21 protein-coding genes and 3 pseudogenes are annotated in these 24122 nt (G+C 73.4%); 11 read left to right on the top strand and 13 right to left on the bottom strand.

Features of this window, described 5'->3' with window-relative positions:
• A pseudogene (locus V6U89_RS29785) lies at window positions 1-633 on the top strand (transglutaminase domain-containing protein); the annotation flags it as partial.
• A gap of 507 nt (window positions 634-1140) precedes the next feature.
• Here the strand turns inward: V6U89_RS29785 and V6U89_RS29780 are convergent.
• The 10 genes and pseudogenes from V6U89_RS29780 to V6U89_RS29740 form a co-directional block, all read right to left on the bottom strand.
• Complete coding sequence (locus V6U89_RS29780; protein WP_088961106.1) at window positions 1141-1539, bottom strand: DUF3040 domain-containing protein; 399 nt, start codon at window positions 1537-1539, stop codon at window positions 1141-1143.
• Between the two features lie 115 nt (window positions 1540-1654).
• Window positions 1655-2917 carry a DNA polymerase IV gene (locus V6U89_RS29775; RefSeq protein WP_334576580.1) on the bottom strand — a complete coding sequence of 421 codons (1263 nt, stop codon included), beginning with the start codon at window positions 2915-2917 and terminating at the stop codon, window positions 1655-1657.
• A gap of 38 nt (window positions 2918-2955) precedes the next feature.
• The gene (locus V6U89_RS29770; protein WP_334576578.1) at window positions 2956-4122 is read right to left on the bottom strand and encodes an alkaline phosphatase family protein; all 1167 of its coding nucleotides are present in this window, start codon (window positions 4120-4122) and stop codon (window positions 2956-2958) included.
• A gap of 4 nt (window positions 4123-4126) precedes the next feature.
• Complete coding sequence (locus V6U89_RS29765) at window positions 4127-4897, bottom strand: class I SAM-dependent methyltransferase (protein ID WP_334576576.1); 771 nt, start codon at window positions 4895-4897, stop codon at window positions 4127-4129.
• Window positions 4898-4934: 37 nt separating this feature from the next.
• Complete coding sequence (locus V6U89_RS29760; protein ID WP_334576574.1) at window positions 4935-5114, bottom strand: hypothetical protein; 180 nt, start codon at window positions 5112-5114, stop codon at window positions 4935-4937.
• A 96-nt stretch (window positions 5115-5210) separates the two neighbouring features.
• On the bottom strand, window positions 5211-8618 hold the full coding sequence (locus V6U89_RS29755; RefSeq protein WP_334576572.1) for an error-prone DNA polymerase: 3408 nt from the start codon (window positions 8616-8618) through the stop codon (window positions 5211-5213).
• A 132-nt stretch (window positions 8619-8750) separates the two neighbouring features.
• A pseudogene (locus V6U89_RS30325) lies at window positions 8751-9083 on the bottom strand (DNA polymerase Y family protein); the annotation flags it as partial.
• A gap of 126 nt (window positions 9084-9209) precedes the next feature.
• A pseudogene (locus tag V6U89_RS29750) lies at window positions 9210-10466 on the bottom strand (DNA polymerase Y family protein); the annotation flags it as partial.
• Window positions 10463-11194 (bottom strand): hypothetical protein, encoded by a 732-nt coding sequence (locus V6U89_RS29745; protein WP_334576568.1) that lies wholly within the window; start codon window positions 11192-11194, stop codon window positions 10463-10465. The gene V6U89_RS29745 and the pseudogene V6U89_RS29750, both read right to left, overlap by 4 nt.
• A gap of 95 nt (window positions 11195-11289) precedes the next feature.
• Window positions 11290-11739, bottom strand: a complete 450-nt coding sequence (locus V6U89_RS29740) for an SAV_6107 family HEPN domain-containing protein (protein WP_334576564.1) — start codon at window positions 11737-11739, stop codon at window positions 11290-11292.
• 385 nt (window positions 11740-12124) lie between these two features.
• On the opposite strand from V6U89_RS29740, the gene V6U89_RS29735 reads away from it, so the two are divergent.
• The 7 genes from V6U89_RS29735 to V6U89_RS29705 all read left to right on the top strand — a co-directional run bounded on the left by V6U89_RS29735 (window position 12125) and on the right by V6U89_RS29705 (window position 17929).
• The gene (locus V6U89_RS29735; protein ID WP_334576561.1) at window positions 12125-12301 is read left to right on the top strand and encodes a hypothetical protein; all 177 of its coding nucleotides are present in this window, start codon (window positions 12125-12127) and stop codon (window positions 12299-12301) included.
• Between the two features lie 298 nt (window positions 12302-12599).
• Window positions 12600-13088, top strand: coding sequence for a YbaK/EbsC family protein (locus tag V6U89_RS29730; RefSeq protein WP_334576557.1), 489 nt, complete (start codon window positions 12600-12602; stop codon window positions 13086-13088).
• The gene (locus tag V6U89_RS29725) at window positions 13085-13858 is read left to right on the top strand and encodes a monooxygenase (RefSeq protein WP_334576555.1); all 774 of its coding nucleotides are present in this window, start codon (window positions 13085-13087) and stop codon (window positions 13856-13858) included. The genes V6U89_RS29730 and V6U89_RS29725 overlap by 4 nt, the downstream gene beginning before the upstream one ends.
• 45 nt (window positions 13859-13903) lie before the next feature.
• Entirely contained in the window at window positions 13904-14488 is a 585-nt protein-coding gene (locus V6U89_RS29720; protein WP_334576553.1) for a GNAT family N-acetyltransferase, read from the top strand.
• Window positions 14488-15303 (top strand): carotenoid biosynthesis protein, encoded by an 816-nt coding sequence (locus V6U89_RS29715; RefSeq protein ID WP_442934002.1) that lies wholly within the window; start codon window positions 14488-14490, stop codon window positions 15301-15303. The genes V6U89_RS29720 and V6U89_RS29715 overlap by 1 nt, the downstream gene beginning before the upstream one ends.
• Entirely contained in the window at window positions 15300-16430 is a 1131-nt protein-coding gene (locus V6U89_RS29710; RefSeq protein ID WP_334576550.1) for a glycosyltransferase, read from the top strand. Before V6U89_RS29715 ends, V6U89_RS29710 begins: the two co-directional genes overlap by 4 nt.
• Window positions 16431-16441: 11 nt before the next feature.
• A complete protein-coding gene (locus V6U89_RS29705) occupies window positions 16442-17929 on the top strand; it encodes a phytoene desaturase family protein (protein ID WP_334576547.1) in 1488 nt (495 codons plus the stop codon).
• A 7-nt stretch (window positions 17930-17936) separates the two neighbouring features.
• Here the strand turns inward: V6U89_RS29705 and V6U89_RS29700 are convergent, their stop codons facing one another.
• Both V6U89_RS29700 and metF read right to left on the bottom strand, forming a co-directional pair.
• Entirely contained in the window at window positions 17937-18626 is a 690-nt protein-coding gene (locus tag V6U89_RS29700; RefSeq protein WP_334576544.1) for a CDP-alcohol phosphatidyltransferase family protein, read from the bottom strand.
• A 45-nt stretch (window positions 18627-18671) separates the two neighbouring features.
• The gene (gene metF / locus V6U89_RS29695) at window positions 18672-19589 is read right to left on the bottom strand and encodes a methylenetetrahydrofolate reductase [NAD(P)H] (protein ID WP_334576541.1); all 918 of its coding nucleotides are present in this window, start codon (window positions 19587-19589) and stop codon (window positions 18672-18674) included.
• Window positions 19590-19861: 272 nt separating this feature from the next.
• Between metF and V6U89_RS29690 the strand changes: the two genes are divergently transcribed.
• From V6U89_RS29690 to V6U89_RS29680, 3 genes are all read left to right on the top strand, one after another.
• Window positions 19862-20002: a hypothetical protein gene (locus tag V6U89_RS29690; protein ID WP_334576538.1), complete on the top strand. Its 141-nt coding sequence runs from the start codon at window positions 19862-19864 to the stop codon at window positions 20000-20002.
• Window positions 20003-20038: 36 nt separating this feature from the next.
• Window positions 20039-21691, top strand: coding sequence for a recombinase family protein (locus V6U89_RS29685; RefSeq protein ID WP_334576533.1), 1653 nt, complete (start codon window positions 20039-20041; stop codon window positions 21689-21691).
• A gap of 796 nt (window positions 21692-22487) precedes the next feature.
• Entirely contained in the window at window positions 22488-23024 is a 537-nt protein-coding gene (locus tag V6U89_RS29680; RefSeq protein WP_334576531.1) for a helix-turn-helix domain-containing protein, read from the top strand.
• Between the two features lie 620 nt (window positions 23025-23644).
• Here V6U89_RS29680 and V6U89_RS29675 read toward each other — a convergent pair.
• Entirely contained in the window at window positions 23645-23992 is a 348-nt protein-coding gene (locus V6U89_RS29675) for a hypothetical protein (RefSeq protein ID WP_334576529.1), read from the bottom strand.
• Window positions 23993-24122 lie beyond the last annotated feature (130 nt).

The following is a 24122-nucleotide window of genomic DNA, read 5'->3' as shown; positions in this document are numbered from 1 at the left end:
GGGACGGCGGGCGCCGTGCTGGCGCTGATCGCCCTGCTCTGCCTGCCGCCCGGGGGGCGGATGGCGCTGCGGCGTCGCCGCCCCGGCCGGCCGGCCCGGGCGGTCGCCGCCGTCGCCGGCGGCCCGGACGGCGCGGGCGGGGCGGGCGCCGACGCGCCCGGCATGGTCGTGCTCGGCGCGGATCACGACCGGGCCCGCGCCGACGCGCACGCGGCCTGGGAGGAGCTGCTGGACACGCTGGTCGACTACCGGGTACGCGTGGACCAGACGGAGACCCCCCGGGCCACCGCCGAGCGGCTGGCCCGCGAGGCCGTCGCCGACGACACCGCGTCCGCGGCGGCGGTACGGCTGCTCGGCCGGGCGGAGGAGCGGGCCCGGTACGCCCGTGACCCGCTCACCGGCGAGCCGTTGCACCCGGCGTTGACGACGGTGCGGGGCGCCCTCGCCGCCCGGTCGGATCGGCGCACCCGGTTCCTGGCGACCGTGCTGCCGCCGTCGGTGCTGCTGCGCTGGCGACTGGCGGTGGCGGACTCGTCCTCCCGGCTGGTGGCCAGCGGCGGCCGAACCCGCTCACGGTTGCTGCGCTGGAACCCGCGCCGCCTGCTCGCCAACCGCTCCACCCGCCGCGCCTGACCCACCCTTTCCGCCCGGCCACGTGCCCGGGGCCCGTCCCGCCCCCGAGCACCCCGCCCCGGCACGAGCACTTTCAGAGAAGGCGTGGCTATTCTTCGCCGGATAGTCACGCTTTCTCTGAACGTGCGTGAGGACACCTCGGCGTGCCGGGGTGATGCCGCGGCGTCAATCTCGGCTGCCGTCTGTGGGGTCGCGCCATGTCGGCGACATGGCGGCATGGCGCGCCTTCGGACGCCGCCACGTCGGCGACGCCGAGTCGATCATGACCGAGAAGGTGGATTGCCTCCGGCAACGAGGCCGGGGCTCGGACCCGGGGGCCGGGGCTGGGGCTCGGACCGGGGCTGGGGCTCGGACCGGGGCCGGGGCTCGGACCGGGGCCGGGGCTCGGACCGGGGCCGGGGCTCGGACCGGGGCCGGGGTCGGACGTGCGGAAACGACGGAGGTGGCCGGACCCGTCCGGCACCCACCGTCGTGGCGACGCCCGCCCGCCTCAGGGGCGGTGAGCGTTCAGCGATGTCCCTCCGGACGCTGCCGCCACCGGTCCTCCATGCGGTCCAGCAGCGACGGCCGTCGACCACCCGCGCGCCCGCGCGGACGACGGCGACTCGTCGTGCCACCCACCACGTGCAGGTCGGGTGACTGCGACCGGCGATGCGACTGCACCGCGTAGCCCAGCGCGGCCAGCATGACGACGAAGCCCGCCACTGCCAGCGGCGGAGTCTTGATCACCGCGCCGTAGACCAACAGGGCCAGGCCGACGACGACCACGCCGGCAGCGACGAGCAGGCGACGCCGCGCGTGGAAACGCGGGTCGCTGGCGCGCACGGCCGAGGCGAATTTGGGGTCCTCGGCAAGCGACCGCTCGATCTGCTCGAACAGCCGCTGCTCGTGCTCCGAGAGCGGCACGGCACTCCTCCCCGGTCACGTTGGTCGGCCCGGTCGGGCCGACAGACCGTGGCAGCCAACCGGCTGCTTGCCGTCAAGTCTACGAGGGGGCTCGCGGGTCGGAAAGCGGGACGACCTACGGCCGGGTCGGATTTTCGCCTCGACGGGTATCACGCTTGCCGAGCAGACTGGCCGGACCTATGACGGACCGCCCGAAACGGGCAGCCGCGGCGTCGGCGGCAGCTTCCGCCTCCCGCCAGCCGCGCTCGGGCGCACCGAGGGTCAACTGCTGTGGCGTCTCCGTCACCCCGGCCAGCCCCTCCACCCGTACGCCGACCAGGCGGACGCGCTCGGCGGGGTCGAGAACGGTGTAGAGCGCCCAGGCGGTGTCGAAGATCTCCCGCGCGGTGTCGGTGGACACGCCGAGGGTGCGGGACCGGTTGACCGTGCGGAAGTCGGCCAGCCGCACCTTGAGCGACACCGTCCGGCCGACCTGCCCGGCCCGGCGCAGCCGGGCGCCGACCTTGTCGCTGAGGGCGAGCAGGGTGCGGCGGATCTCCACCGGGTCGGCGACGTCGGCGTCGAAGGTCGTCTCGGCGCCGATCGACTTCTCCACGTGCTCGGGGCTGACCGTGCGCGGGTCGCGCCCCGAGGCAAGCTCGTGCAGGTGGCTCGCGGACGCCTCGCCGACCGCCTTGCGGAGCATGCCGTACGGCGCCTCGGCCAGGTCGCCGATGGTGTTCAGGCCCAGCCGGCGCAGCGTCTCGGCGGAGCGCTCCCCCACCCCCCAGAGCGCGCCGACCGGCAGCGGGTGCAGGAACTCCAGCACCCGGTCGGCCGGCACCACGAGCAGGCCGTCCGGCTTGGCCCGGGTGGAGCCGAGCTTGGCCACGAACTTGGTCGGGGCCACCCCGACGGAACAGGTCAGCTCCTGCTCGGCCGCCACCCGTTCGCGGATCCGGCGGGCGATCTCGGCCGGCGGCCCGAACAGCCGCCGGGCGCCGGCCACGTCGAGGAACGCCTCGTCCAGGGAGAGCGGCTCGACCAGCGGGGTGACGTCCCGGAAGATCTGCATGACCGCCCGGGAGGCGGCCGTGTACTGCGCGAAGTCGGGCGGGAGGTAGACCGCGTGCGGACAGAGCGCCCGGGCGCGCATGGTGGGCATGGCGCTGCGGACGCCGTACCGCCGGGCCTCGTAGCTGGCGGAGCTGACCACGCCGCGCGGCCCGATGCCACCGACCACCACGGGCCGGCCGCGCAGCTCGGGGCGACGACGCACCTCCACCGAGGCGAAGAAGGCGTCCATGTCGACGTGCAGGATCGGGCTGCCGGAGTCGTCGGCGCCGGGACCGAAACGCGGGTCACCACCACCGCGCGGCAACGACTGGCTCCGACCCATTGCCGCAGGTTAGCCCGCCGGTACGACAGCGCGACCGGTCAGCCCCGCACCACCAGCAGCGGGATGGTCAGCTCCGCCGCCGTGTCCGCCCCGTGGTACGCCACCAACCGGGACACCGCCGGCGGCTCCGAGCGGCTGGCCAGCACGGCGTACGTGCCGTGGCAGGTCACCACGACGTCGCCGACGCGCCGCAGGTGCTCCGCCGGCACCGGGCCGAACCGCCCGGCGGCCACCGCCTCCGCCCGGGTCTCCACCCGGGCGGCCGGGCCGAGCACCGCCGACCAGGCGGCCACCACGTCGTCGACGGCGCCCGGCTCGACGTGCAGGTAGCGCACCCGCGGCTCCCCGGCGACGACCCGCACCCCGGCCCGCAGCCGGTAGTCGGTGTCCAGGTCGAAGCGGTGCGCGGCGGGCACGTCGAGCTGCCCGTGGTCGGCGGTGACCAGCAGCGCGGCGTCCGGCGGCAGCCCGTCGACGAGCCGGGCGAGCAGCGCGTCCACCTCGGCGGCGGCGATCCGCCAGGACGCGGAGTCGACGCCGGTGAGGTGACCGTGCCGGTCCAGGTCGGGGTGGTAGCCGGAGACCAGGGTCGGCCCGGGGCCGGCGGCGAGCGCGGCGAGCATCGTCGCCGCCAGGGCGTCCACCCCGGCGGCGCCCCGGTAGTCGCCGCCCCGGTTGGCGGCCAGGGTCAACCCGCTGCCGGCGAACTCGGGGCGGCTGACCACGGTCACCGCGACGCCGGCCGCCCGGGCCCGCTCCCACTGGGTACGGACCGGCTGCCAGGTCAGCGGCTCCGGGTCACCGGCCCACTCGATGTGGTTGAGCACCCGGTCGGTGCCGGGCACCCGGACGGTGAAGCCGAGCACCCCGTGCGGCCCGGGCGCGACGCCCGCGCCGAAGCTGACCAGGCTGGTCGGGGTGGTGGAGGGAAAACCCGAGGTCAGCGGCCGACCGACGGTGGCGGCCAGCCCGGCCAGGGTCGGCGCGTACGGCGCGGCCGTCGGGATCTGGTACCAGCCGAGCCCGTCGACCAGGAGCACGGCGATCCGCCGCACCCCGGCCAGCCGGGGGGTGAGCCCGAGCAGGTCGACCGCGCCGGGCACGCCGAGCACCGCCAGCGCGCTGGGCACCACGTCGGCGAGGCTGCCGCCGCCGTAGCGGGGCGCCACGACGTCCAGCGGATCGGGCGGTACGGCGGAGGTCATGCCGTCATGCCGGCCGGCGGGCGAACAGGTGCAGCTGGGCGGCGAGGTCCCGGTACGGCGACCGGGCGGCGAGGGCCCGTTCCAGCTCGACCAGGCTGCCCGGCTGGCCGTCGGCCACGGCGGCGGGGAGCAGGTCGGCGAGGACGCGTACCCCGTGGATCTCCTCGACGGTGAGCCCGGCGGCGCGCAGCAGCGCGGCGGCGCCGTCGGCGTCGAAGCGCCGGCGCAGGGTGTCGCGCGGCCCGGCGGAGCCGTCCGGGGCGGCGGCGAGCGCGGCGGCGACGTCCAGGTGGCCGTTCATCGCCCGGGTCAGCACGGCGGCGGCCCGGCCGGCGACCAGCACGCTGGCCGCACCTCCGGGTCGCAGCGCGGCGGCCAGCGCGGTGACCACCGGCGTCGGGTCGTCGACCACCTCCAGCACGGAGTGGCAGAGCACCAGGTCGGCGCCGGCCGGTTCGACCAGCCCGGCCAGGGCGTCGCCGTCGCCCTGCACGGCGCGTACCCGGGCGGCGACCCCGGCCTCGGCGGCCCGGCGGGTCAGCGCGGCGAGCGCGTCGGGGCTGGCGTCGACCACCGTGACCCGGTGCCCGGCCTGGGCGAGCGGGACGGCGAAGCCGCCGGTCCCACCGCCGACGTCGAGCACGGTCAGCTCGGCGCCGGCACGTCGGTCCAGCTCGGCGGCGAGGACCGACCAGATGACAGCGGTACGGGGGGTCAACGGCGGCCCGGTGAACCGGCCTCGGGTGGTCTGCTCCACCCGGTCGAGCCTAGTCACCCGCGCCACCGGACCCCCGCAGGCGGTACCGCGCCGGTCAGGACTCGCCGCCGGCGGCGGGGTCCTCCTCCGCGCGGGACCGCTGGGCGTTGGCCACCGGCCCGTCGGTCACCTGGTATTCCCGCGGCTCCACCTCGTGGGTGGGCGCCCAGCCGGTGCCCAGCCGGGTCCGTCGGGCGTTCGCCACGCCACCGGGGTACGTGCTGTGAAAGGTCATCGGTTCTTCCCCCATACCCGGGTGGGCCACTCTGCCCACCCGTGCCGGGAGTCTCCCGCCTCCGGGGCCGGGAAACCGTAATGTGGATCACTCCACTCAACGGAAATCCCGGGACGCCGGCGTGACGGGCGGCTCGATCGCGTCCAGCCGGTCCGCGGTGAGGCTGACGACGCCCTCGTGCCGCTGCAACCGGCCCCGCACCACCAGCGCGCCGCTGGTGCGGGCGATTCGACGGTAGCGCTGCCACAGCCCCGGGGAGCAAGTGACATTGAGCATCCCCGTCTCGTCCTCCAGGTTGAGGAAGGTGACCCCGCCGGCGGTCGCCGGCCGCTGCCGGTGGGTGACGATCCCGCCGACCCGGATCCGCCGGCCCGGCTCCACCCGGCCGAGCCGGGCGATCGGCACCGCGCCGAGGGCGTCGAGCCGGTCGCGGATGAACCGGGCCGGGTGGCTCTCCGGGGACAGCCCGGTCGCCCAGACGTCGGCGACCAGCCGGTCCACCGCCTCCATCCCGGGCAGGGTGGGCGCGGCCGTCCCGGTCACCGTGCCGGGCAGCCGGCCCGGCCGGTCCTGGGCCGCGGCGCCGGCGGCCCAGAGCGCCTGCCGCCGGGTCAGCCCGAAGCAGGCGAAGGCGTCCGCGGTGGCCAGCGCCTCCAGCTGCGCGGCGGTGAGCCCGACCCGCCGGGACAGATCCGGCATGTCCCGGTACGGCCCGTGCGCCGCCCGCTCCGCCTCGATCCGCTCGGCCACGTCCTCGCCGAGGGTACGCACGCTGCCGAGCCCGAGCCGGACCGCCGGCCCGCCCAGCCCCCAGGCGTGCGGCGGCTCCCCCGGCTGGCTCCCCCACCGGGTCTCCGGCGTCGACTCCAGCACCGCCTTGGCCCCGCTGGCGTTGATGTCCGGCCGGCGTACCTCCACGCCGTGCCGGCGGGCGTCGTCGACCAGGGTCTGCGGCGAGTAGAAGCCCATCGGCTGGGCGTTGAGCAGCGCGGCCAGGAACGGCCCCGGGTGGTAGCGCTTGAGCCAGGAGCTGGCGTAGACCAGGTACGCGAAGCTCATCGCGTGGCTCTCCGGGAAGCCGTAGCTGGCGAACGCGGTGAGCTTGCGGTAGACGTCGTCGGCCAGTTCGCCGGTGATGCCCCGCTCGGCCATCCCGGCGTAGAGCCGGTCGGCGATCTGCGCCATCCGCTCCACCGAGCGCTTGGACCCCATCGCCCGGCGCAGCTGGTCGGCCCCGGCCGCGTCGAAGCCGGCCAGGTCGATGGCGAGCTGCATGAGCTGCTCCTGGAACAGCGGCACGCCGAGGGTCTTCTCCAGCGCGTTGCGCATCAGCGGGTGCGCGAAGGTCACCGGCTCCTGGCCGTTCTTGCGCCGGATGTACGGGTGCACCGAGCCGCCCTGGATCGGGCCGGGCCGGATCAGCGCCACCTCGACCACCAGGTCGTAGAACTGGCGGGGCTTGAGCCGGGGCAGGGTGGCCATCTGGGCGCGGCTCTCCACCTGGAACACCCCGACCGAGTCGGCCCGGCAGAGCATGTCGTAGACCTCGGGGTCGTCCAGCGTCATGTCGCCCAGGTCGAGGGTCATCCCGATCATGTCGTAGCCGTAGTGCAGCGCGGAGAGCATGCCCAGGCCGAGCAGGTCGAACTTGACCAGGCCGACGGCGGCGCAGTCGTCCTTGTCCCACTGGAGCACGCTGCGGCCGGGCATCCGGCCCCACTCCACCGGGCACACCTCGATCACCGGCCGGTCGCAGATCACCATGCCGCCGGAGTGGATGCCCAGGTGCCGGGGGAACGTCTGCAGCTCGTTGGCGTACGCGACCACCTGCTCGGGGATGTCCTCGACGTCGACCGACGCCACCGAGCCCCACCGGTCGATCTGCTTGCTCCAGGCGTCCTGCTGACCGGGTGAGAAGCCGAACGCCTTGGCCACGTCCCGCACCGCCGAGCGGGGCCGGTACGAGATGACGTTGGCGACCTGCGCGGTGTGCTCCCGGCCGTACCGGGTGTAGACGTGCTGGATCACCTCCTCCCGGCGGTCGGACTCGATGTCCACGTCGATGTCGGGCGGGCCGTCGCGTTCCGGGGCGAGGAAGCGCTCGAAGAGCAGCCGGTGCCGGACCGCGTCCACGTTGGTGATCCGTAGCGCGTAGCAGACCGCCGAGTTGGCCGCCGAGCCCCGGCCCTGGCAGTAGATGTCCTGCTCGCGGCAGAACGTGACGATGTCGTAGACCACCAGGAAGTAGCCGGGGAAGCCCAGCTCCTCGATCATCTTCAGCTCGTGCTCCAGCTGCGCGTACGCCTCCGGGTGCGCCTCGGGCGGGCCGTAGCGTTCCCGGGCGCCCTGCATCGTCAGGTGCCGCAGCCAGCTCATCTCGGTGTGCCCCGGCGGCACCGGGTACGCCGGCAGCTGCGGCGCGACGAGCTGGAGGTCGAAGGCCAGCTCGGCGCCGAACTCCGCGGCCCGGGCCACCGAGCCCGGGTACGCGGCGAACCGCGCCGCCATCTCCGCCCCGCTGCGCAGGTGCGCGGTGGCGGCGGCGGGCAGCCAGCCGTCGATCTCGTCCAGGCTGCGCCGGGCCCGGACGGCGGCCAGGGTGGTGGCGAGCCGGCGCCGGGCCGGGGTCGCGTAGTGCACGTTGTTGGTGGCCACCGTGGGCAGCCCGGCGGTGGCGGCCAGCTCGGCGAGGGCGTCGTTGCGGTCGGCGTCGACCGGGTGGCCGTGGTCGGTCAGCTCCACCGCCACCGTCTCGGCGCCGAAGAGGGCGGTGAGCCGGTCCAGCGCGCGGGCCGCCGCGTCGACGCCCTCGGTGAGCAGCGCGCCCGGCACGTGCCCCTTGCGGCAGCCGGTCAGCACCAGCACGTGGTCGCGCAGCTCGGCGGCGACCTCCTCCAGCTCGCCGTAGACCGGGCGGCCCTTCTCCCCGCCGCGCAGCTGGGCGCGGGCGATGGTGGTGGCCAGCCGGGCGTACCCCTCGTGGCCGTGGGCGAGCACCAGCAGGTGCGCGCCGTGCGGGTCGGGCTCGCCGTTCTGCGGGCCCGGAAGCCCGAGGGAGAGCTCGGCGCCGAAGATCGTCGGCAGGTGCAGCGCGCGCGCCGCCTCGGCGAAGCGGACCACGCCGTAGAAGCCGTCGTGGTCGGTGACGGCGAGCGCGGTGAGCCCCAGCCGGGCGGCCTCCTCGGCCAGCTCCTCGGGATGGCTGGCGCCGTCGAGGAAGCTGAAGTTGGTGTGCGCGTGCAGCTCGGCGTACGGCACCGTGCCGTCCGGGTGGGGCAGCTCGGGCGCCTCGTACTGCTGGCGCTTGCGGCTCCAGGCCGGGGCGTCGCCGCCGTCGGCGTCGACCGCGAGCGGGTCGACCACGTGCAGGTGCCGCTCCTCGCGCGACCGCCCACCCCGCGGCCGCCCGCCGCCGCCCGACCCGCCGCCCGACCCGCCGCCGGGTCGCCCGGAGAGCACCCGTTCCAGCTCTGACCAGGGCAGCTTGGGGTTGTGGAAGCTCATCAGGCCGCCCCCGCAGGCGACCGGGTCCCGACGGCCGGCTCCACCGGGGCAGCCGCCTCCGACCCGGAGCGGACCGACCGGTCGGGCGCGCCGGCTCCGCGAGGGAACCGCCCCGGACCGGACGGGACCGGCTCAGTCATAGATCGCCTCCACCAGCCACTGGCCGGCCTCCACCGCCAGCAGCAGGGCGGCGCCGTCGGCCAGGCAGACCTGGAACCGGGCCCGGCGCCGGGCCTCGGCCGGCGCCCACCAGCGCTCGTCCACGGGCCACGGGCCGGCCCAGCCGACGATCTCGACCGGTCGGGCCGTGCCGACGGCCAGCCGGGCCGGCGCGGCGCTCACCGCCAGGCGCGCGCTGACCACGACCGGCTCGCCGGCGGCGTCGTGCACGGTCGCGGCGAGCGGGGTGGGCAGCACCACGGCCGGTGCGGGCGGCGGCAGCCGGCCCGGCCACGGCGGGACGGCGCTCCCCCCGCCGCCGCTCCGGCCGACGCCGGCAGCGGACCCACCGGCGGCGGGACCGGCAGCGGACCCACCGGCGGCGGGGCCCGCGCCGGCGGGGCCACCGACGGCCCGGTCGGTGCCGAGGGCCGGCTCGCCGGGCAGTGCCGGCGGGCCGGGGCGGGCGGGGAGCCGTTCGTCGCCCCAGGGGACCAGGTGGGTCTGGTCGGCCGGGGAACGACCGCCGCCGAGCACGGCGGTGACCACCGACTCCGGGCCGAGGATGCCCTGCACCCGGCTCAACGCCCGGTGCGCCCGCTCCCGCTCCTCGCCGGTCTCCCCCCACAGGCCGGGTTGCAGCCCCGCCTGGGCCAGCACCCCGTCGGGGACCAGCCGCAGCCGGACGATCCCGGCGGTCGGCCGGGCCGGGCGGGCGCCGGCCCGGCCGGTGCTGCCGGAGAGCCAGCCGTCGAGCTGCCACCGGACCCGGTCGGCGATGGCCGCGGCGGTGAGCAGGCCGTCGTGCCGCCAGACCCGGTGCAGCTCCTGCCCGTGCGCGGTGACCGCCTCGATGCCGAGCCGGGTGCAGGCCAGCCCGTGCGCGGCGAGCCGGTCGTGCAGCCGCTCGGCGAGCGCGCGGGTGGCGAAGGCGGCCGCGTCGACCCGGTCGAGCGGCTCGTCGTGGTCGGCGGTCACCGCCAGGTCGACCGGGGGCTGCCGGACGGCCAGCGGGCGGTCGTCCCGCCCGGCGGCGAGCCGGTGGGCCAGCGCCCCGTCGAGGCCGAACCGGGCCAGCACGTCGCCGGCGGGCAGCGCCGCGAAGTCGCCGAGGGTACGCACGCCGAGCCGGCGCAGCAGGTCGGCCAGCGCGGGACGGCCGAGCGCCTCGACCGGCAACCCGGTCAGGAACTCCGGCGTCCCGCCCGGGGGTACGACCCGGCCGGCGCGCGCGGCCAGCCCGGCGGCGAAGACCCCGTCGGCGATGCCGACCTGGCTCTCCACCGCGCAGGCCTGGGCCACCTGCTCGACGATCCGTTCGGCGGCCGCCTCCTCACCGCCGAGGTAGCGGCTGGGGCCCCGGGCGGCCACCGCGCAGGCGCCGGGGCGTACCACCTCGACGCCGGCGACGACCTCCTCGACGGCGGCGACCACCGGTTCGAAGGCGCGGGCGTCCCGCCCCGGGTCGTGGTCGACGACGGTCAGCTGCGGGCAGCGCCCCTGCGCCTCCCGCCGGCGCAGGCCCCGCCGCACCCCCTCGGCGCGGGCCTGCTCGGAGCAGGCCACCACCCGGTTGGCGTGCAGCACGGCGACCGGGCCGGTGGCGGGCACCCCGTCGACGATCTCGGCGGCGATGACCGGCCAGTCCGGACACCAGAGCAGCAGGGTGCGCACCGGCGTGCCGGTCACGCGGACCCGACCACGGTGAGCGCGCCACGCCGGGAGCGGCCGACGCCGCCCCCGGTCGCCGGCCGGGGGATGACCCGGGTGAGCCCGTCACCGGGCAGCCAGACCTTGATCTCCTTGGGGCGGGCGGCCGCGCCGCGCCCGCGCGCCGACACGGTCACCTCGCGACGGCGTAGCCGGCCCCGGCCCGACCCCAGCCCCTCCCAGACCCCGCGGACCACCTGGAGGGTGACGTCCGCGCCGTCCCACCGGCCGTACGGGACGAGCACGCTGCCGCGCTGCCGGGCCCGGGCGGCGAGCCGGTTGGCGACCGAGGCGGAGACGGTCTGTGGCACGGCGGTCACCACCACGTCGACCCCGTCGATCAGCGCCGCGACGACGGTGGGCCACTCCGGGCCGGGGTCGGGCACCAGGGCGAGCCGGTCCAGCGCGATCCCGATCTCGGCGGCCGCGCCGGCCCCGAAGGTCGGCACCCCGACCACCGCGCACCAGGAGCCGGCCCGGGACGCCTCGGCGAGCAGCGCCAGGACCAGGGAGGTGCCGCCGCTGCGTCGGGGTTGGCCGGCGGAGATCGCGATGGTGCTGCCCCGGCGCAGCCCGCGGTTGGGCAGCAGGCCGGTCAGCTCGGGCGCCACCGGGAGCACCCGGTGGCCGCCGGCCGGATCCGGCGCGCTCGCCGGGCGCACCAGATCGGCCAGTGCGGCGGAACCGACCACCATGCGGCCCGCCATGGGACCAACCCCCCGTCGTGTTTCTGCTGGATCAGGTGTCGCTTGTCGGATGGGACGCCGGATGTGCCCGGCGGGGGAACCCGGGCGGTGCCGGGTCAGGCGGCGAGGCCGTCGAGGGTCGGTTGGTGGGCCAGGCCGAGCGCGGTCTCCACCACCGAGACGAACTGCTCGGCGGCCCGGAGCAGGTCGTCGGCCTCCCGGGCGCTCACCACGCGGGGTATCCCCGCCTCGGCGGCGGCCCGCTTGCCGGCGCCGGCGGCGAAGTAGACGGACCACTCGTCGAGTTCGGGGGCGACCGTGGAGAGCAGGACCCAGACGCTGGTGATCCGGTGGCGGCGGGCGGGGGCGGGGCGGGCGCGGGCGGCGAGCAGGGCCGCGGCCGCGCGCAGCGCGGCGAGGTGGGCGGCGGCGTAGCGCAGCCCGTCGGGGCGGGTCTGGGCGGCCTCGCTGAGCCCGATCCGGGCCACCGCGAGGAGCTGGGCCGGGGTGCGGTGCGGCAGCACGTGCGCGGGCACCGTCGGTGCCTGGGCCGGGTTGGTCGGCATGACTGTCTCCTCCGCGTGACCGGGGCGGGCGCGACGCGCGGCGGAAGGGATCCGTCGGCGGGCGCCCGGAGCGGGTGGTGCGGAGGAAGACGCACCGGATGGGGGCCGGCCGGGTGTGGACGCTTCCCCACACCACACCCGGCCGGCGAACCGGCGGGTTCGTCGTCCGCCGCCCGGGGGTCGTGGGCGGCGAACGACGATCCTGCCTTGACGGGACCGGGCTCGCGACTGCCCGGAACCCGGTGCGGTCCGCGAAACCGCACCTCTCCCGGAAGCCGGAGCCGCGAAACACCGCTCCCGGGCGTTGGAACGGGCGTACGACTCAATCGAACACTCGTTCTAACTGCTCTGACAGTACACCCTCCCTCCGACGAAAACGCAACGTGTGGCGTCCGGCGTGTACGCCACCGCCGCGCTCGCCCGAGGCGCGGACGCGCGGGACCGGCTGGCCACCCTGGACGGGCACGAGGCGCTGGTGGTCGACCCGCCGGCAGGGCGCCACCACCGCCACCGGCTGGCCGGGGCGGGGCGGGCACGCGCGATCGGCTGGCCGGGGCGGTAGGGGCTCACGGTGGGTGACGTTGCTCTGCTGCCGCCGACGCCACAGTGACACCGAGTGCCTGTCGCGTCCGGGGCAGCAGAGCATAAGGACGAACGGGGGTGCGGCCTGCCGGAAGCCCGGGTGACGCCGTGTGACGGTGACCGGGGCGCCGTCGCCCGCCGCCCCGACACCCGCCACATCGGCCGGACCGGCCGGACCGGCCGGACCGGCCGGCTGTCGCCGCCGCGCACGACACCCGCCACGCCGACCGGACCCAACCGGCCCCACCCGGCCGGGGCGTACCGGGAAGAATGGGGGCATGCAGCCACACCCGAACGTGCAGGCGGTGCAGGCGGCCCTGGACGGCGCGGGCGCGCGCGACAGCGCGGGCGCGCCCAGCCTGGTCCGTCTGCTGCCCGAGGCGGTCCACACCGCGGCCGCGGCCGCCGCGGCGCTCGGCGTCGACGCCGGTGCCATCGCCAACTCGTTGGTCTTCGAGGCCGACGGCGAACCCCTGCTGGTGCTGACCTCCGGCGCGCACCGGGTGGACACCGCCGAGCTGGCCGCCCGGCTGGGGGTCACCCGGCTGCGCCGGGCCACCCCGGAGTTCGTCCGGGAACACACCGGCCAGGTGATCGGCGGGGTCGCCCCGGTGGGCCACCCGCGCCCGCTGCGCACCCTGGTCGACATCGCCCTGCAGGAGTACGCCGAGATCTGGGCGGCCGGCGGGGTGCCCCAGGCGGTCTTCCCCAGCACGTACGCTGACCTGCTCCGGATCACCGCCGGCATCCCGACCGAGGTGGCGTGAGCGAGCCCGGCGGGGCGACTGCCGGCGGCACCGTTCCCGACCTGGTCACCCTGCACGTGTGGCGGGTCTCCCGGGCCGCGCTGCCCCGGGCGCTCACCCGGATGGCGCTCGACCCGCGCCGGCTGCGCGCCACCCCCGGCGTACGGTTCGGCAAGCTGCTGGGCACCGGGACCGGCACCGGCTTCGGGCCCGGCGACGCCGACCTGACCCGGTGGGCGGCGCTGACCGTCTGGGACTCCCCCGCCGCCGCCGACGGCTTCGACATCTCCCCGGTCGGCCGGGCCTGGGCCCGGATCGCCCGGGCCGCCGTCCGGGTCGACCTGCGCCCGGTGAGCAGCCGGGGCGAGTGGTCCGGCGTGCGCCCGTTCGGTGACCCGCCCGGCGGCCGGGTCGGCGGACCGGTGCTGGCACTCACCCGGGCCCGGCTGCGGCCCCGCCGGGCGGCCACCTTCTGGACGGCGATCCCCCCGGTGGCCGCCGCGCTGCACGCCGCGCCCGGGCTGCTCGCCCGGTTCGGCGTCGGCGAGGCCCCGCTGGGCTGGCAGGGCACGGTCAGCGTGTGGCGCGATCCGGCGGACCTCGTGGCGTTCGCGTACCGTCACCCGGAGCACCGCGCCGCGATCAGCCGCACCCCCACCGAGGGGTGGTACGCGGAGGAGCTCTTCGCGCGGTTCGAGGTGCGCGACGTGGTCGGCGACCGGACGGTGCTGGGGTGGGTCGCCGACGGCGACGCGGCAACGGTGCAGGGACCACGTGAGCGCGAGGAGTGAGCCGGTGTTGCGAGCCCCGCAGTCGCGAACGAGGAGAGGCTCAGCATGAGGTTGGTGCGGTGGACGCCGGACGATCTCGTCCGGCGGCTGGACGACGTGGTCACCGTCTACGGGGAGGCGATGAACTACCGCGCCGACCTGCTGGAGGCCCGCCGCGGCTACATCGCCACCCACGTGCGCCGCCCCGGCTTCCGCGCCGTCGCCAGCCTCACCACCGACGGCCGGCTGGCCGGCTTCGGGTACGGCTACCTGGGCGCGCCCGGGCAGTGGTGGCACGACCAGGTGCACCGGGCACTGGACCCGGCGGCCCGCCGGCGCTGGCTGACCGACTGCTTCGAGGTGGTGGAACTGCACGTCCGGCCACCGGCGCAGGGGCACGGCCTGGGCACCCGACAGTTGACCGCCCTGCTCACGCTCGCCGAGGGCGCCACCACCCTGCTCTCCACTCCCGAAGCCGACGAGCAGGCCTCGCGGGCCTGGCGGCTGTACCGGCGGTTCGGCTTCGTCGACGTGCTGCGGCACTTCCACTTCCCCGGCGACGAGCGGCCCTTCGGCGTGCTCGGCCGGGACCTGCCGCTGGCCGTCGCCGACCCGGCCGCCACCGTCCGGTCCGGCCCCGGCGCGCCGTGATCCGACGGCGAGCCCCCTGGGCGTTGCTGGCCGTCGGAGTCCTCGCCCAGATCTGCTACCCGCTCACCACCGGCACGACCCGGGCCCGGCTGACCGTGGCCACCGTGCTGCTGGGCTACCTGCTCTCGGTCGGCCACGCCCTGCTGCGCCGCGGCCCGCGTACGGCGGGGGCGCTGGTCGCGGTGGCCACCGGCGGCGGCTTCGCGATCGAGGCCCTCGGGGTCGCCACCGGCTTCCCGTTCGGCAGCTACGACTACTCCGGCGAACTCGGTCCGAAGCTGGCCGGGGTGCCGCTGATCATCCCGCTGGCCTGGACCTGGATGGCGTGGCCCGCCTGGCTGGCCGCCGTCCGGCTGACCTCGTCCGGGCCCGGGCGGATCGCGCTGGCCGCCGTCGGGCTGGCCGCCTGGGACCTCTTCCTCGACCCGCAGATGGTGGCCGAGGGCTACTGGGTGTGGCGCGACGCCGACCCGGCCCTGCCCGGGCTGCCCGGCATCCCGATCAGCAACTACCTGGGCTGGTTGCTCTTCGCGGTGCTGCTGATGAGCGCGCTGCGCCCGCTGGCCGGGCCGTCCGTCGCGGTCACCGACTCCCGGGACGACCCGATGTTCGCGCTCTACCTGTGGACGTACTTCTCCAGCGTGCTGGCCCACGCGGTCTTCCTCGACCTGCCCGCCTCGGCGGCCTGGGGCGCGGCCGGCATGGCGGTGGCGGCGGTGCCGCTGGCGGTCACGCTGGTCCGCGCCCGCCGGCACGGCGACGACCGGCGGGCACCCCGCCGACCGGCCCGTCCCGGCGTCGACGCCACCGCATGAGCGCGGCGGTCCTCGCCCTGGTCCTCGCGCTCGCCGCGCTGACCGCGCACACCGGGGTCAACGCGGGCCGCCGGCTGCGCCGCCCCGCCGGCGGCCCGGTCGAGGTCACCGAGCCGGTGGCGGTGCTGCTGCCGCTGCGCGACGAGGCGGCCCGGCTCACGCCCTGCCTGCGGTCGCTGCTCGCCCAGCGGGGGGTGCCGCGGCTGCGGATCGTGGTGCTGGACGACGGGTCCACCGACGGGACCGCCGACGTGGTCCGCGCGGTGGCCGGCGACGATCCCCGGGTCACCATGCTCACCGGGGTCACCCCGCCGCCGGGCTGGCTGGGCAAGCCGCACGCCTGCCACCAGCTCGCCGGCCGGGCCGACCCGGAGGCCACCGCGCTCGCCTTCGTCGACGCCGACGTGGTGCTCACCCCGTACGCGGTCGCGGCGGCGGTCACCGAGCTGCGCGCCGCCGGGGCGACGCTGCTGTCGGCGTACCCCCGGATCGTGGTGCGGACGGCGGCCGACCGGCTGGTGCAGCCGCTGCTGCAGTGGTTGTGGCTGACCTTCCTGCCGCTGCGCGCGATGGAACGCTCGCCGCGGCCGTCGCTGGCCGCCGCCGGCGGGCAGTTCCTGGTGGTGGACCGGGCCGGCTACGACCGGGCCGGCGGGCACGCCGCGGTGGCCGACAAGGTGCTGGAGGACATCGAGCTGGCCCGGGCGGTCAAGCGCTCCGGCGGGCGGATCGCCCTCGCCGACGGCTCCCGGTTGGCCGCCTGCCGGATGTACTCCGACTGGCCGCAGCTGCGCGACGGCTACACCAAGTCGCTCTGGGCCTCCTTCGGTCACCCGGCCACGGCGGCGGTCGCGGTGGCCCTGCTGCTCCTGCTCTACACCGCTCCCCCGCTGGTCGCCGTCGCGGCGCTGGTTGCCGGCGCGCCGGTGGTGGCCGCGCTCGCCACCGCCGGCTACCTGCTCGGGGTCGCCGGGCGGGTGCTCAGCGCCCGGGCCACCGCTGGGCGGGCCTGGCCCGACGCGCTGGCACACCCCGTGTCGGTCGTGGTCCTCGGTTGGCTGACTCTGCGGTCGTACCATCTGCGGAAGCGGCGACGTCTGTCCTGGCGGGGCCGCCCGGTCAGCTAGGAGGACGCGGCATGGCGCGGATCGTGGTCGTCGGCGCCGGGGTGGGCGGCCTGGCCGCCGCCGCCCGGTTGGCCGTCACCGGGCACGAGGTCACCGTCTTCGAACGCGCCGACCACGTCGGCGGCAAGCTCGGCCGGTACGCGCACCACACCCCGGCCGGCTCGTTCCACTTCGACACCGGCCCCAGCCTGTTCACCCTGCCCCAGGTCTTCCACGACCTGTTCGAGGCCACCGGGGCCAAGCTCGACGAGTACCTCGACCTGGTGCCGCTGGACCCGATCGTGCGGCACGTCTTCCCCGGCGGCGGGCCGGCGCTGGACTCCTGCGCCGACCCGGCCGAGTTCGCCGCCCGGATCGGCGCGGCCCTCGGCGACCGGGCGGCCGCCGACTGGCAGCGGCTGTGGCGCCGGGCCGCCCGGGTCTGGGAAGCCTCGCACCGGGACATCCTGCGCCGGGCCGTCGGCTCGCCGCGCGACCTCGCCGCGCTGGCCTGGCGACTGGGCGACCTGGCCGCCATCGGTCCCGGCCGCAGCCTGCGCGGGCTGGGCCGGTCGCAGCTGTCCGACCCGCGGCTGCGGATGCTGCTCGACCGGTACGCCACCTACACCGGCGCCGACCCGCGCCGCGCCCCGGCCGCGCTGGTCGCCGTCCCCTACGCCGAGCTGACCTTCGGCGGCTGGTACCTGCGCGGCGGGCTGGGCACCCTGGCCGACGCGCTGCTGTCGCGCTGCCTGGACCTCGGCGTGGTCGTGCAGACCGGTGCCACGGTCACCCGGATCGACGCCGCGGGCGGCCGGGTGCACGGGGTACGCCTCGCCGGCGCCGCCGCGCCCGTCCCCGCCGACGTGGTGGTGGCCAACACCGACGCGCTCACCCTCTACCGGGACCTGCTGCCCAGCCCGCGCCGGCTGGCCGGGCTGACCGATCGCAGCCTGGCCGGCTTCGTGCTGCTGCTCGGGGTACGCGGCGACTCCGGGCTGGCCCACCACAACGTGTTCTTCCCACGCGACTACGACGCCGAGTTCGACGCGGTCTTCGGCGACCCGGGGCGGGGCGTACGGGCCCGGCCGGCGGCCGACCCGACCGTCTTCGTCACCGTCGCCGACGACCCGATGGTCCGCCCGGACGGGCACGAGTCGTGGTTCGTGCTGGTCAACGCCGCCCGCCACGGCACCGCCGCCGGCGCGGTGGACTGGCGCCGGCCGGGGCTGGCCGAGGCGTACGCCGACCGGATCCTCGACGTGCTCGCCGAGCGGGGCGTCGACGTCCGCGACCGGCTGGCGTTCCGGGAGGTGCGTACCCCGGCCGACCTGGACGCGGCGACCGGCGCGCCGGGCGGCACGATCTACGGCACCGCGGGCGGGCTGCTGCGCCCGGCCAACCGGGGCCCGGCCCACGGGCTCTGGCTGGTCGGCGGCTCCAGCCACCCCGGCGGCGGCCTGCCGATGGTGACCCTCTCCGCGCAGATCGTCGCCGAGGAGATCGGCCCGGCCTGGTAGGCCGCCGTCAGCCGGCGTCGACCAGGGCGCGGCGCACGGTCGACAGCAACTGCCCCAGGCCGAACCCGGCCAGCAGCACCCAGACGGCGGCGGCCATGGTGATGGTGCCGGCGGCCAGGTCCGGATCGATCAGGCCGGTCAGGCCGGCCAGCAGCAGCCCCACCAGGGCCACGCAGACCCGGGTCGGGCGCTCCCCCACGGTCACCGCGCCGATGTCGCGCATCCCGGCGGCGACCGCGCGGGCCCGGACGTACTCGTGCAGCCAGGACAGCGCGCCGCCGGCGACGACCAGCGCGCCCGGCGCGCCGACCAGCCAGAACGCGGCCAGCCAGGCGATCTCACCGAGCCGGTCGGCGAGCGAGTCGTAGACGTAGCCCAGGCGGGTGGTCCGGTTGGTCGCCACCGCCACCGCCCCGTCGACACTGTCCGCCACCGAGGCGAGCAGCACGAACAGCGCGCCCAGGATCGGCCCGTCCACCGACCGTACGGAGAACAGCGGCACGCAGAGGCAGAGCAGCACGCCGGCGACGGTCACCGCGGTCGGGGTGATCCGGAGCCGGCCCAGGATGTATCCCACGTGGTAGGCGAAGCGCAGCCAGGCCCGGACCACCGGCGCGGCGGCACGCGGGTCGAAACCGCCGTGCAGCCGCGCCCAGGCGGTCGCGTAGTCGTCCCACTTCAGCTGTGTGCCCACCATCTCCTCAACCGTCGCGGCGTGGTTCAGGTGGCGGGGTGCCCGCGTTCACACCCGGGCGCCGGCCTGGAGACTGCGCCAGACCTCCCGGGTGGCGGTGGACCGGTTGAGGGTGATGAAGTGGATCCCCGGCACCCCCTCGTCCAGCAGCCTGGCGCACATCTCGCTGGCCTGCTCGATGCCGAGCCGACGCACCGCCTCCGGGTCGTCGGCCACCCGCTCGAAGCGCTCGGCGAGGGCGGGCGGGAACGGCGCCCCGGACAGCTGCACGGACCGCTCGATGGTGCCGATCTGGGTCACCGGCATCACGCCGGCCAGGATCGGGGTGTCGCAGCCGGCGGCGGCGACCCGGTCCCGCAGCCGCAGGTAGTCGTCGGCGTCGAAGAACATCTGGGTGATCGCGAACTCGGCGCCGGCCCGGCACTTGCGGACGAAGTACGCCGTGTCGCTGGCCACGTCCGTCGAGCGCGGGTGCTTGTACGGGAAGGCGGCCACGCCGACGCTGAAGTCGCCGGCGTCGCGGACCAGCCGGACCAGTTCCTCGGCGTAGAGCACGCCCTCCGGGTGGCGGACCCACTCGCCGCCGGGGTCGCCCGGCGGGTCGCCGCGCACGGCGAGCACGTTGCGCACCCCGACGCCGGCCAGCCGGCCGATGACGTTGCGCAGCTCGGCGACCGAGTGGTTGACCGCGGTCAGGTGGGCCATCGGCAGCAGGGTGGTCTCGGTGGCGATCCGCTCGGTCACCGCCACCGTGGTGTCCCGGGTCGACCCGCCCGCGCCGTAGGTGATGGACACGAACGAGGGGCGCAGCGACTCCAGCTCCCGGATGGCCTGCCAGAGCAGCCGCTCACCCTCGGCCGTCTTGGGCGGGAAGAACTCGAACGAGAAGGTCGGCTGGCGCTCACGGATCAGCTCCCCGATCGCCGGCTGGGGATTGGGGAGGACGGAGGGAAGACCGAGCGCCACGACCCGACTCTAGCGGGCGGCGGCCCGCCGACCCACGATCTTCCCATCGCGGCATCGACGGCGGTCGTCGAACGGTGGGCCGCTCGGCCCGGCGCCGCACGGCGGGTCCGACGCGACGTCGTACCCCCGGGGTAGGAAGGAGCCAGCGCGGGTGGCGCCGGTCGGGGCCGGCGTCCGGGGGCACGCGCGGGGGTCAGCACCGACCGACGGCGCGCCGGTCCCGTCCCGCGGGGCGGCCGGCGTCGCCGCGCCGACGCCCGACCGGAGGACCGATGACCCCGCCCGACCCGCGCCTGCTCGGGCCGCTGATCGCCCAGCTGCGGCTGGCCCGCGGCTGGAGTCAGCAGCGGCTCGCCGCCGAGCTCTGCGCCGCCGCCGGCGCGGCCACCGTGACCCGGCACGAGATCTCGTAGCGGTGAGACTAACACAACTGGTGTAGCCTCCCTGGCATGCGCGTACTGGGAGTGATCCGGCTGAGCCGTGAGACTGACGAGAGCACCAGCCCTGAGCGGCAGCGAGACGACATCAAGAAGTGGTGTGACCTGCACAGACACACCTTGATCGGCTTTGCTGAGGATCTTGACGTGTCTGGCGCTGTTGATCCCTTTGAGCGTCCGCAGCTCGGCACCTGGCTACGTGAGCAGGCCGATGAGTTTGACGTGATCGTTGGTGCCAAGGTCGATCGGCTCAGCCGCAAGCTCCTGCACTTCGTGCAACTCATCGACTGGGCTAACAGGCACGGCAAGGTGGTTGCCTCTGCCAGCGAGCCGATCAACACGGGTGACAAGTGGGGACGTGCCCTAGCCAACCTGCTTGCCATGTTCGCTGAGATGGAGCGCGATTGGATTCAGGAGCGCAACCAGGGATCGCAGCAGTTGGCTCGCGAGGAGGGCCGTTGGCACGGCGGTACGCCTCCGTACGGGTACCTGCCGCAGAAGCACTCGTCTGGTAAGGGCTACGTCCTAGCGGTTGATCCTGAGTCCTCTGAGCGTGTGCGGGAGATGGTGCGGCGCATCCTGAAGGGCGAGTCGATGAACGCCATATGCCAGGACTTCAACGCCAGAGGAATCCCGACACCTAGCGATCACTACCGCAGCCAGGTCGGCAAGCCGAGCCAGGGTCACCGCTGGAAGACAACCGCGCTGATTCCGATCCTCCGGTCTAAAACGATCCTCGGGATTGCCGAGAAGAACGGTCAGGTAATCCTTGACGCTGAGGATCGGCCGGTTAAGCGGGCTGAGGCCATCGTGTCTCGGGAAGACTGGGACAACCTACAGGTCAGGCTTGACCAGAATTCACGGCTCAAGACGCGCTCTGCCACATCCTCATTCCTGCTGAACCTTCTGTACTGCGCTGAGTGCGGCGAGCCCTGCTACCGGCTGATTACAGGTGCGGCTACAGCCAAGGTCCGCCACGTTTACTACCGATGCCGTGGGAAGGCTGAGAAGCGCAACGACTGCACTGCTACCTCTGTGCGGGCTGACGCGCTTGAGGGAACTGTAGAAAGCATGTTCCTGGCGGCTGCTGGTGAGTTTGAAGTGATGAAAAGGGTTGTCCTGCCCGCTGAGAGCCACGTAGAGGAGTTGCGGCAGGCTCAGGAGTCCCTTGACTACCTGCTTAACGAGATTGAGGACAAGCCTGCGGCTGTGCGCCAGGTCTATCAGCCTCGGATTGATCGGCTGCAAGAGCGCATCATCCGGCTAGCCTCCATGCCTGAGCGTCCTCAGACTGTCGAGATGCGCGGTACTGGTCAGACGTTCCGCCAGGTGTGGGATCAGGCAGATATCAGCGAGCGTAGGGAAATCCTCAAGGCTGCTGGCCTACGTGTCTTCACCATCCCGCCGGTTGCTTCTGGCTCGACTGATGCCGTTGATTCCTACTGGGCTGAGCTGAGCGGTTGGAATCAGATCCCTGCCGATGAGATCGAGGAGTCCCGAGGCGGTAAGACGCAGACTTGGTCTGGCGTCCTGCCAGAAAATCACTCGATGACTCAGGGTAAGCGTGTGCAGATGAGGCTTGACCCTCACGAGACTGGCGGACCGTATATCTGGCTGGTCTGGCATGGTGACCTGGCCGAGAAGATCAGAGCCAAGATGCAGTAGGGCTACGTCAACCAGGGCTGGTGATCCTCAGGGGTTGCCAGCCCCTTGTCATGCCTCTGACCTGCTGATACCCGCTGGTGACGCATCAGGATTTGAAAGCATCCTCCCTGCGACGCTCTGACCTGCTCTTATACCAAATTTGAGCTGTGTGCTCAGCTTAGATCTGAGCTGTGTCATAAGAACCTAGATTTAAAAGATCTTATATAGGGGCTAGAGCCCCTTCTTGCACAGCAAGAAGCAAGGCGCACATGCGCCTGCGTCGCTACGCTCCTCGGCTTGTGCGGGTTTTCAACTTCGTTAGGGAAGAGAGATCCCGAGGCAAAGCCTCGGTAGGGAGGATGCACTATCTCTATCTAGCCCCCTGGCGGGATTAAAGAGGCCTAGCGGCTAGCGCAAGTTTTTGCCGCCGCGCCCCTGCCAGGATTCAGCCCGCAGAAGGCTCTCAGATCGATTCTAAGGCTCTAGGAGGCTTCTGAGGCCTACGGGTATGGGTAGGGATTCTCAGAGGGCTTAGAAAGGCTCTCAGACGACTACGCCTGATTGAGAGGCTGTCTACAGGAATCCCCATTCATATCTTGTGCTGCATTACGCACCGTAGCCAATATCTTGTGCTGCATTAAGCTTTGGTAACGACGGGAGTTTCCATGATCATCTCGCCGTTATACTTAGTGAATGAAGCGAATAGGCTTCTAGCGGTTCCTCTCTTAATCCCTTGTGAAAGGGGCGGCAGGCTTCACAACTTGCCGCCCCTGGGATGAGGAACCGAACCAAGGATTAAGATTGAAGGAATAGCATCATGTCTAACGAGACTAGTCATCCTGCGTCATCGCAGTTCGTTATTGTTCCCTACGCTCTCATGCAGGCTCTAGCTACAGGCGAGGTATCCGCACCAGCGTACGGACTGTATTCGATCATCAAGTTCCACTGGGGAGGATTTAAGGCTACGTTCCCACACCAAGACACGATTGCCGAGAAGTCCGGCATGTCAGTGTCTACGGTGAAGAGGCTCCTGAAGGAACTGAGTGAAAAGGGCTGGATTCTGAAGGAAAGGCAGAAGAGGGTTCATGGCGATAATGAGTATTGGTTGTGTGACGTGCCGTTCACGCGTCACGCTAACGCTCCTAAAGCTGCTCCTGCCCGTAAGCGCTCTACTCCATGCGGCACCAGCACCAACCAGCGCGTACAGCAGTGGAACAGCCCTGCGGAGCGACAGAAGCGCCAGGAGTTTGCCGTAGCCAAGAAGCAAAGGCAGGAAGCTCAGGTAGAGGCGACGCAGAGCACGATGTCTGAGGTTGACTTTGGTTTGGTAATCGATGGCATGGACGAGTGGTGAGCACGATGACTGAGCTGACCTGCTGGCAGTGTGGCGCTGAACCTGAGCTAATCGAGATTACGACGCTGGGAGATGCTAAGCCTCGGTACATGCCTGGCCGTTGGCCTCCTGGTGACCACACGCACGCTGTCAGGCCTCCTACGCCTGAGGAGTTGGTAAACGATGGTTACCAGGCGTTGCAGCGGATCATAGGAATTATGAGCGAGTGACAAGGGCTCCCTTCACCACGAGGGGAGCCTTTCTGATTCTGGGAGAATAGATATGAGCAAGTCGATTCCTCACGGCACCATCAGCGGCTATTGCCATTACAAGTGCCGTTGTGACGACTGCCGGTTAGCGCGCAGAGAATATGAAACTGCGCGGAGGCGTTCTAAGGGCAGCGTGGCAAGGACGCCCCTTCAGCATGGCAGTGAGGGCATGTATAGCAAAAAGGGTTGTCGCTGTGAGGAATGCAGGGCTGCTTATAGCGTCTGCAACAGAGAGCGTTACCAGCGCAGGAAAGCGGAGCGAGAAGCCTTCAAGCAGGACACCAAGCCTATTGAGACAGAAAAGTACCGAGGCCTAGTGCAGGAAGCCCTAACAGCGTTCCTACTAGACCCCGGATACGTGACCAAGATGGTTCAGGCTGCGGACAGAGCCAGACCCTTGCCGCAGGCGCAGTGACGATGGCCGTAGACACGAGGCATGCCGAGCTGCTTAGGAGGCTTCACAGCGAGCCTGGCTGTCAGCTCGTGCCCTTCTGCACAGGTGTAGTTGCCCTGGTGCCCTACGAACGTCTCATCATCGTCTAGAGGCGCGTAGACCAGCTCTGCCTCCTGGTCGTGCTTGGCAACGTCAAAGCTCTCTGGCTTCCCACACATCACGTCTGCCAGCACTTCAATGAGCCTGTCTAATGCTCTGAGGATTGCCATCCTGTCAGCCTTGCTCATGAGCGCGTAGTTGCACTTGTCTCGGTAGACCTGAGTCAACAGCTCTAGATAGCGACCCTTGGCAGCCCTGCTGAACACAGGTCCGTGTACGGCATCCCAGACGTAGCTAGTGCCCCGTCATGCAGCCTTGAACGGGTAATCCGGGTGGCGGATCTTGGAGCCGGCGGCG

The sequence above is a fragment of the Micromonospora sp. CPCC 206171 genome (assembly GCF_036906755.1).
Classification (GTDB): domain Bacteria; phylum Actinomycetota; class Actinomycetes; order Mycobacteriales; family Micromonosporaceae; genus Micromonospora; species Micromonospora purpureochromogenes.
The sequence above is the reverse complement of the archived record's forward strand: the minus strand, read 5'-3'. Positions and strand labels throughout refer to the sequence as shown.

Bases quoted from the DNA above. Each gene is read 5' to 3' on its own strand.
- V6U89_RS29775 (WP_334576580.1), bottom strand. From the start codon at position 2,917: ATGGGTCGGAGCCAGTCGTTGCCGCGCGGTGGTGGTGACCCGCGTTTC.
- V6U89_RS29705 (WP_334576547.1), top strand. From the start codon at position 16,442: ATGGCGCGGATCGTGGTCGTCGGCGCCGGGGTGGGCGGCCTGGCCGCC.
- V6U89_RS29760 (WP_334576574.1), bottom strand. From the start codon at position 5,114: ATGACCTTTCACAGCACGTACCCCGGTGGCGTGGCGAACGCCCGACGG.
- V6U89_RS29690 (WP_334576538.1), top strand. From the start codon at position 19,862: ATGACCCCGCCCGACCCGCGCCTGCTCGGGCCGCTGATCGCCCAGCTG.
- V6U89_RS29720 (WP_334576553.1), top strand. From the start codon at position 13,904: ATGAGGTTGGTGCGGTGGACGCCGGACGATCTCGTCCGGCGGCTGGAC.
- V6U89_RS29710 (WP_334576550.1), top strand. From the start codon at position 15,300: ATGAGCGCGGCGGTCCTCGCCCTGGTCCTCGCGCTCGCCGCGCTGACC.
- V6U89_RS29680 (WP_334576531.1), top strand. From the start codon at position 22,488: ATGTCTAACGAGACTAGTCATCCTGCGTCATCGCAGTTCGTTATTGTT.
- V6U89_RS29700 (WP_334576544.1), bottom strand. From the start codon at position 18,626: ATGGTGGGCACACAGCTGAAGTGGGACGACTACGCGACCGCCTGGGCG.
- V6U89_RS29730 (WP_334576557.1), top strand. From the start codon at position 12,600: ATGCAGCCACACCCGAACGTGCAGGCGGTGCAGGCGGCCCTGGACGGC.
- V6U89_RS29740 (WP_334576564.1), bottom strand. From the start codon at position 11,739: ATGCCGACCAACCCGGCCCAGGCACCGACGGTGCCCGCGCACGTGCTG.
- V6U89_RS29770 (WP_334576578.1), bottom strand. From the start codon at position 4,122: ATGACCTCCGCCGTACCGCCCGATCCGCTGGACGTCGTGGCGCCCCGC.
- V6U89_RS29755 (WP_334576572.1), bottom strand. From the start codon at position 8,618: ATGAGCTTCCACAACCCCAAGCTGCCCTGGTCAGAGCTGGAACGGGTG.
- V6U89_RS29745 (WP_334576568.1), bottom strand. From the start codon at position 11,194: ATGGCGGGCCGCATGGTGGTCGGTTCCGCCGCACTGGCCGATCTGGTG.
- V6U89_RS29685 (WP_334576533.1), top strand. From the start codon at position 20,039: ATGCGCGTACTGGGAGTGATCCGGCTGAGCCGTGAGACTGACGAGAGC.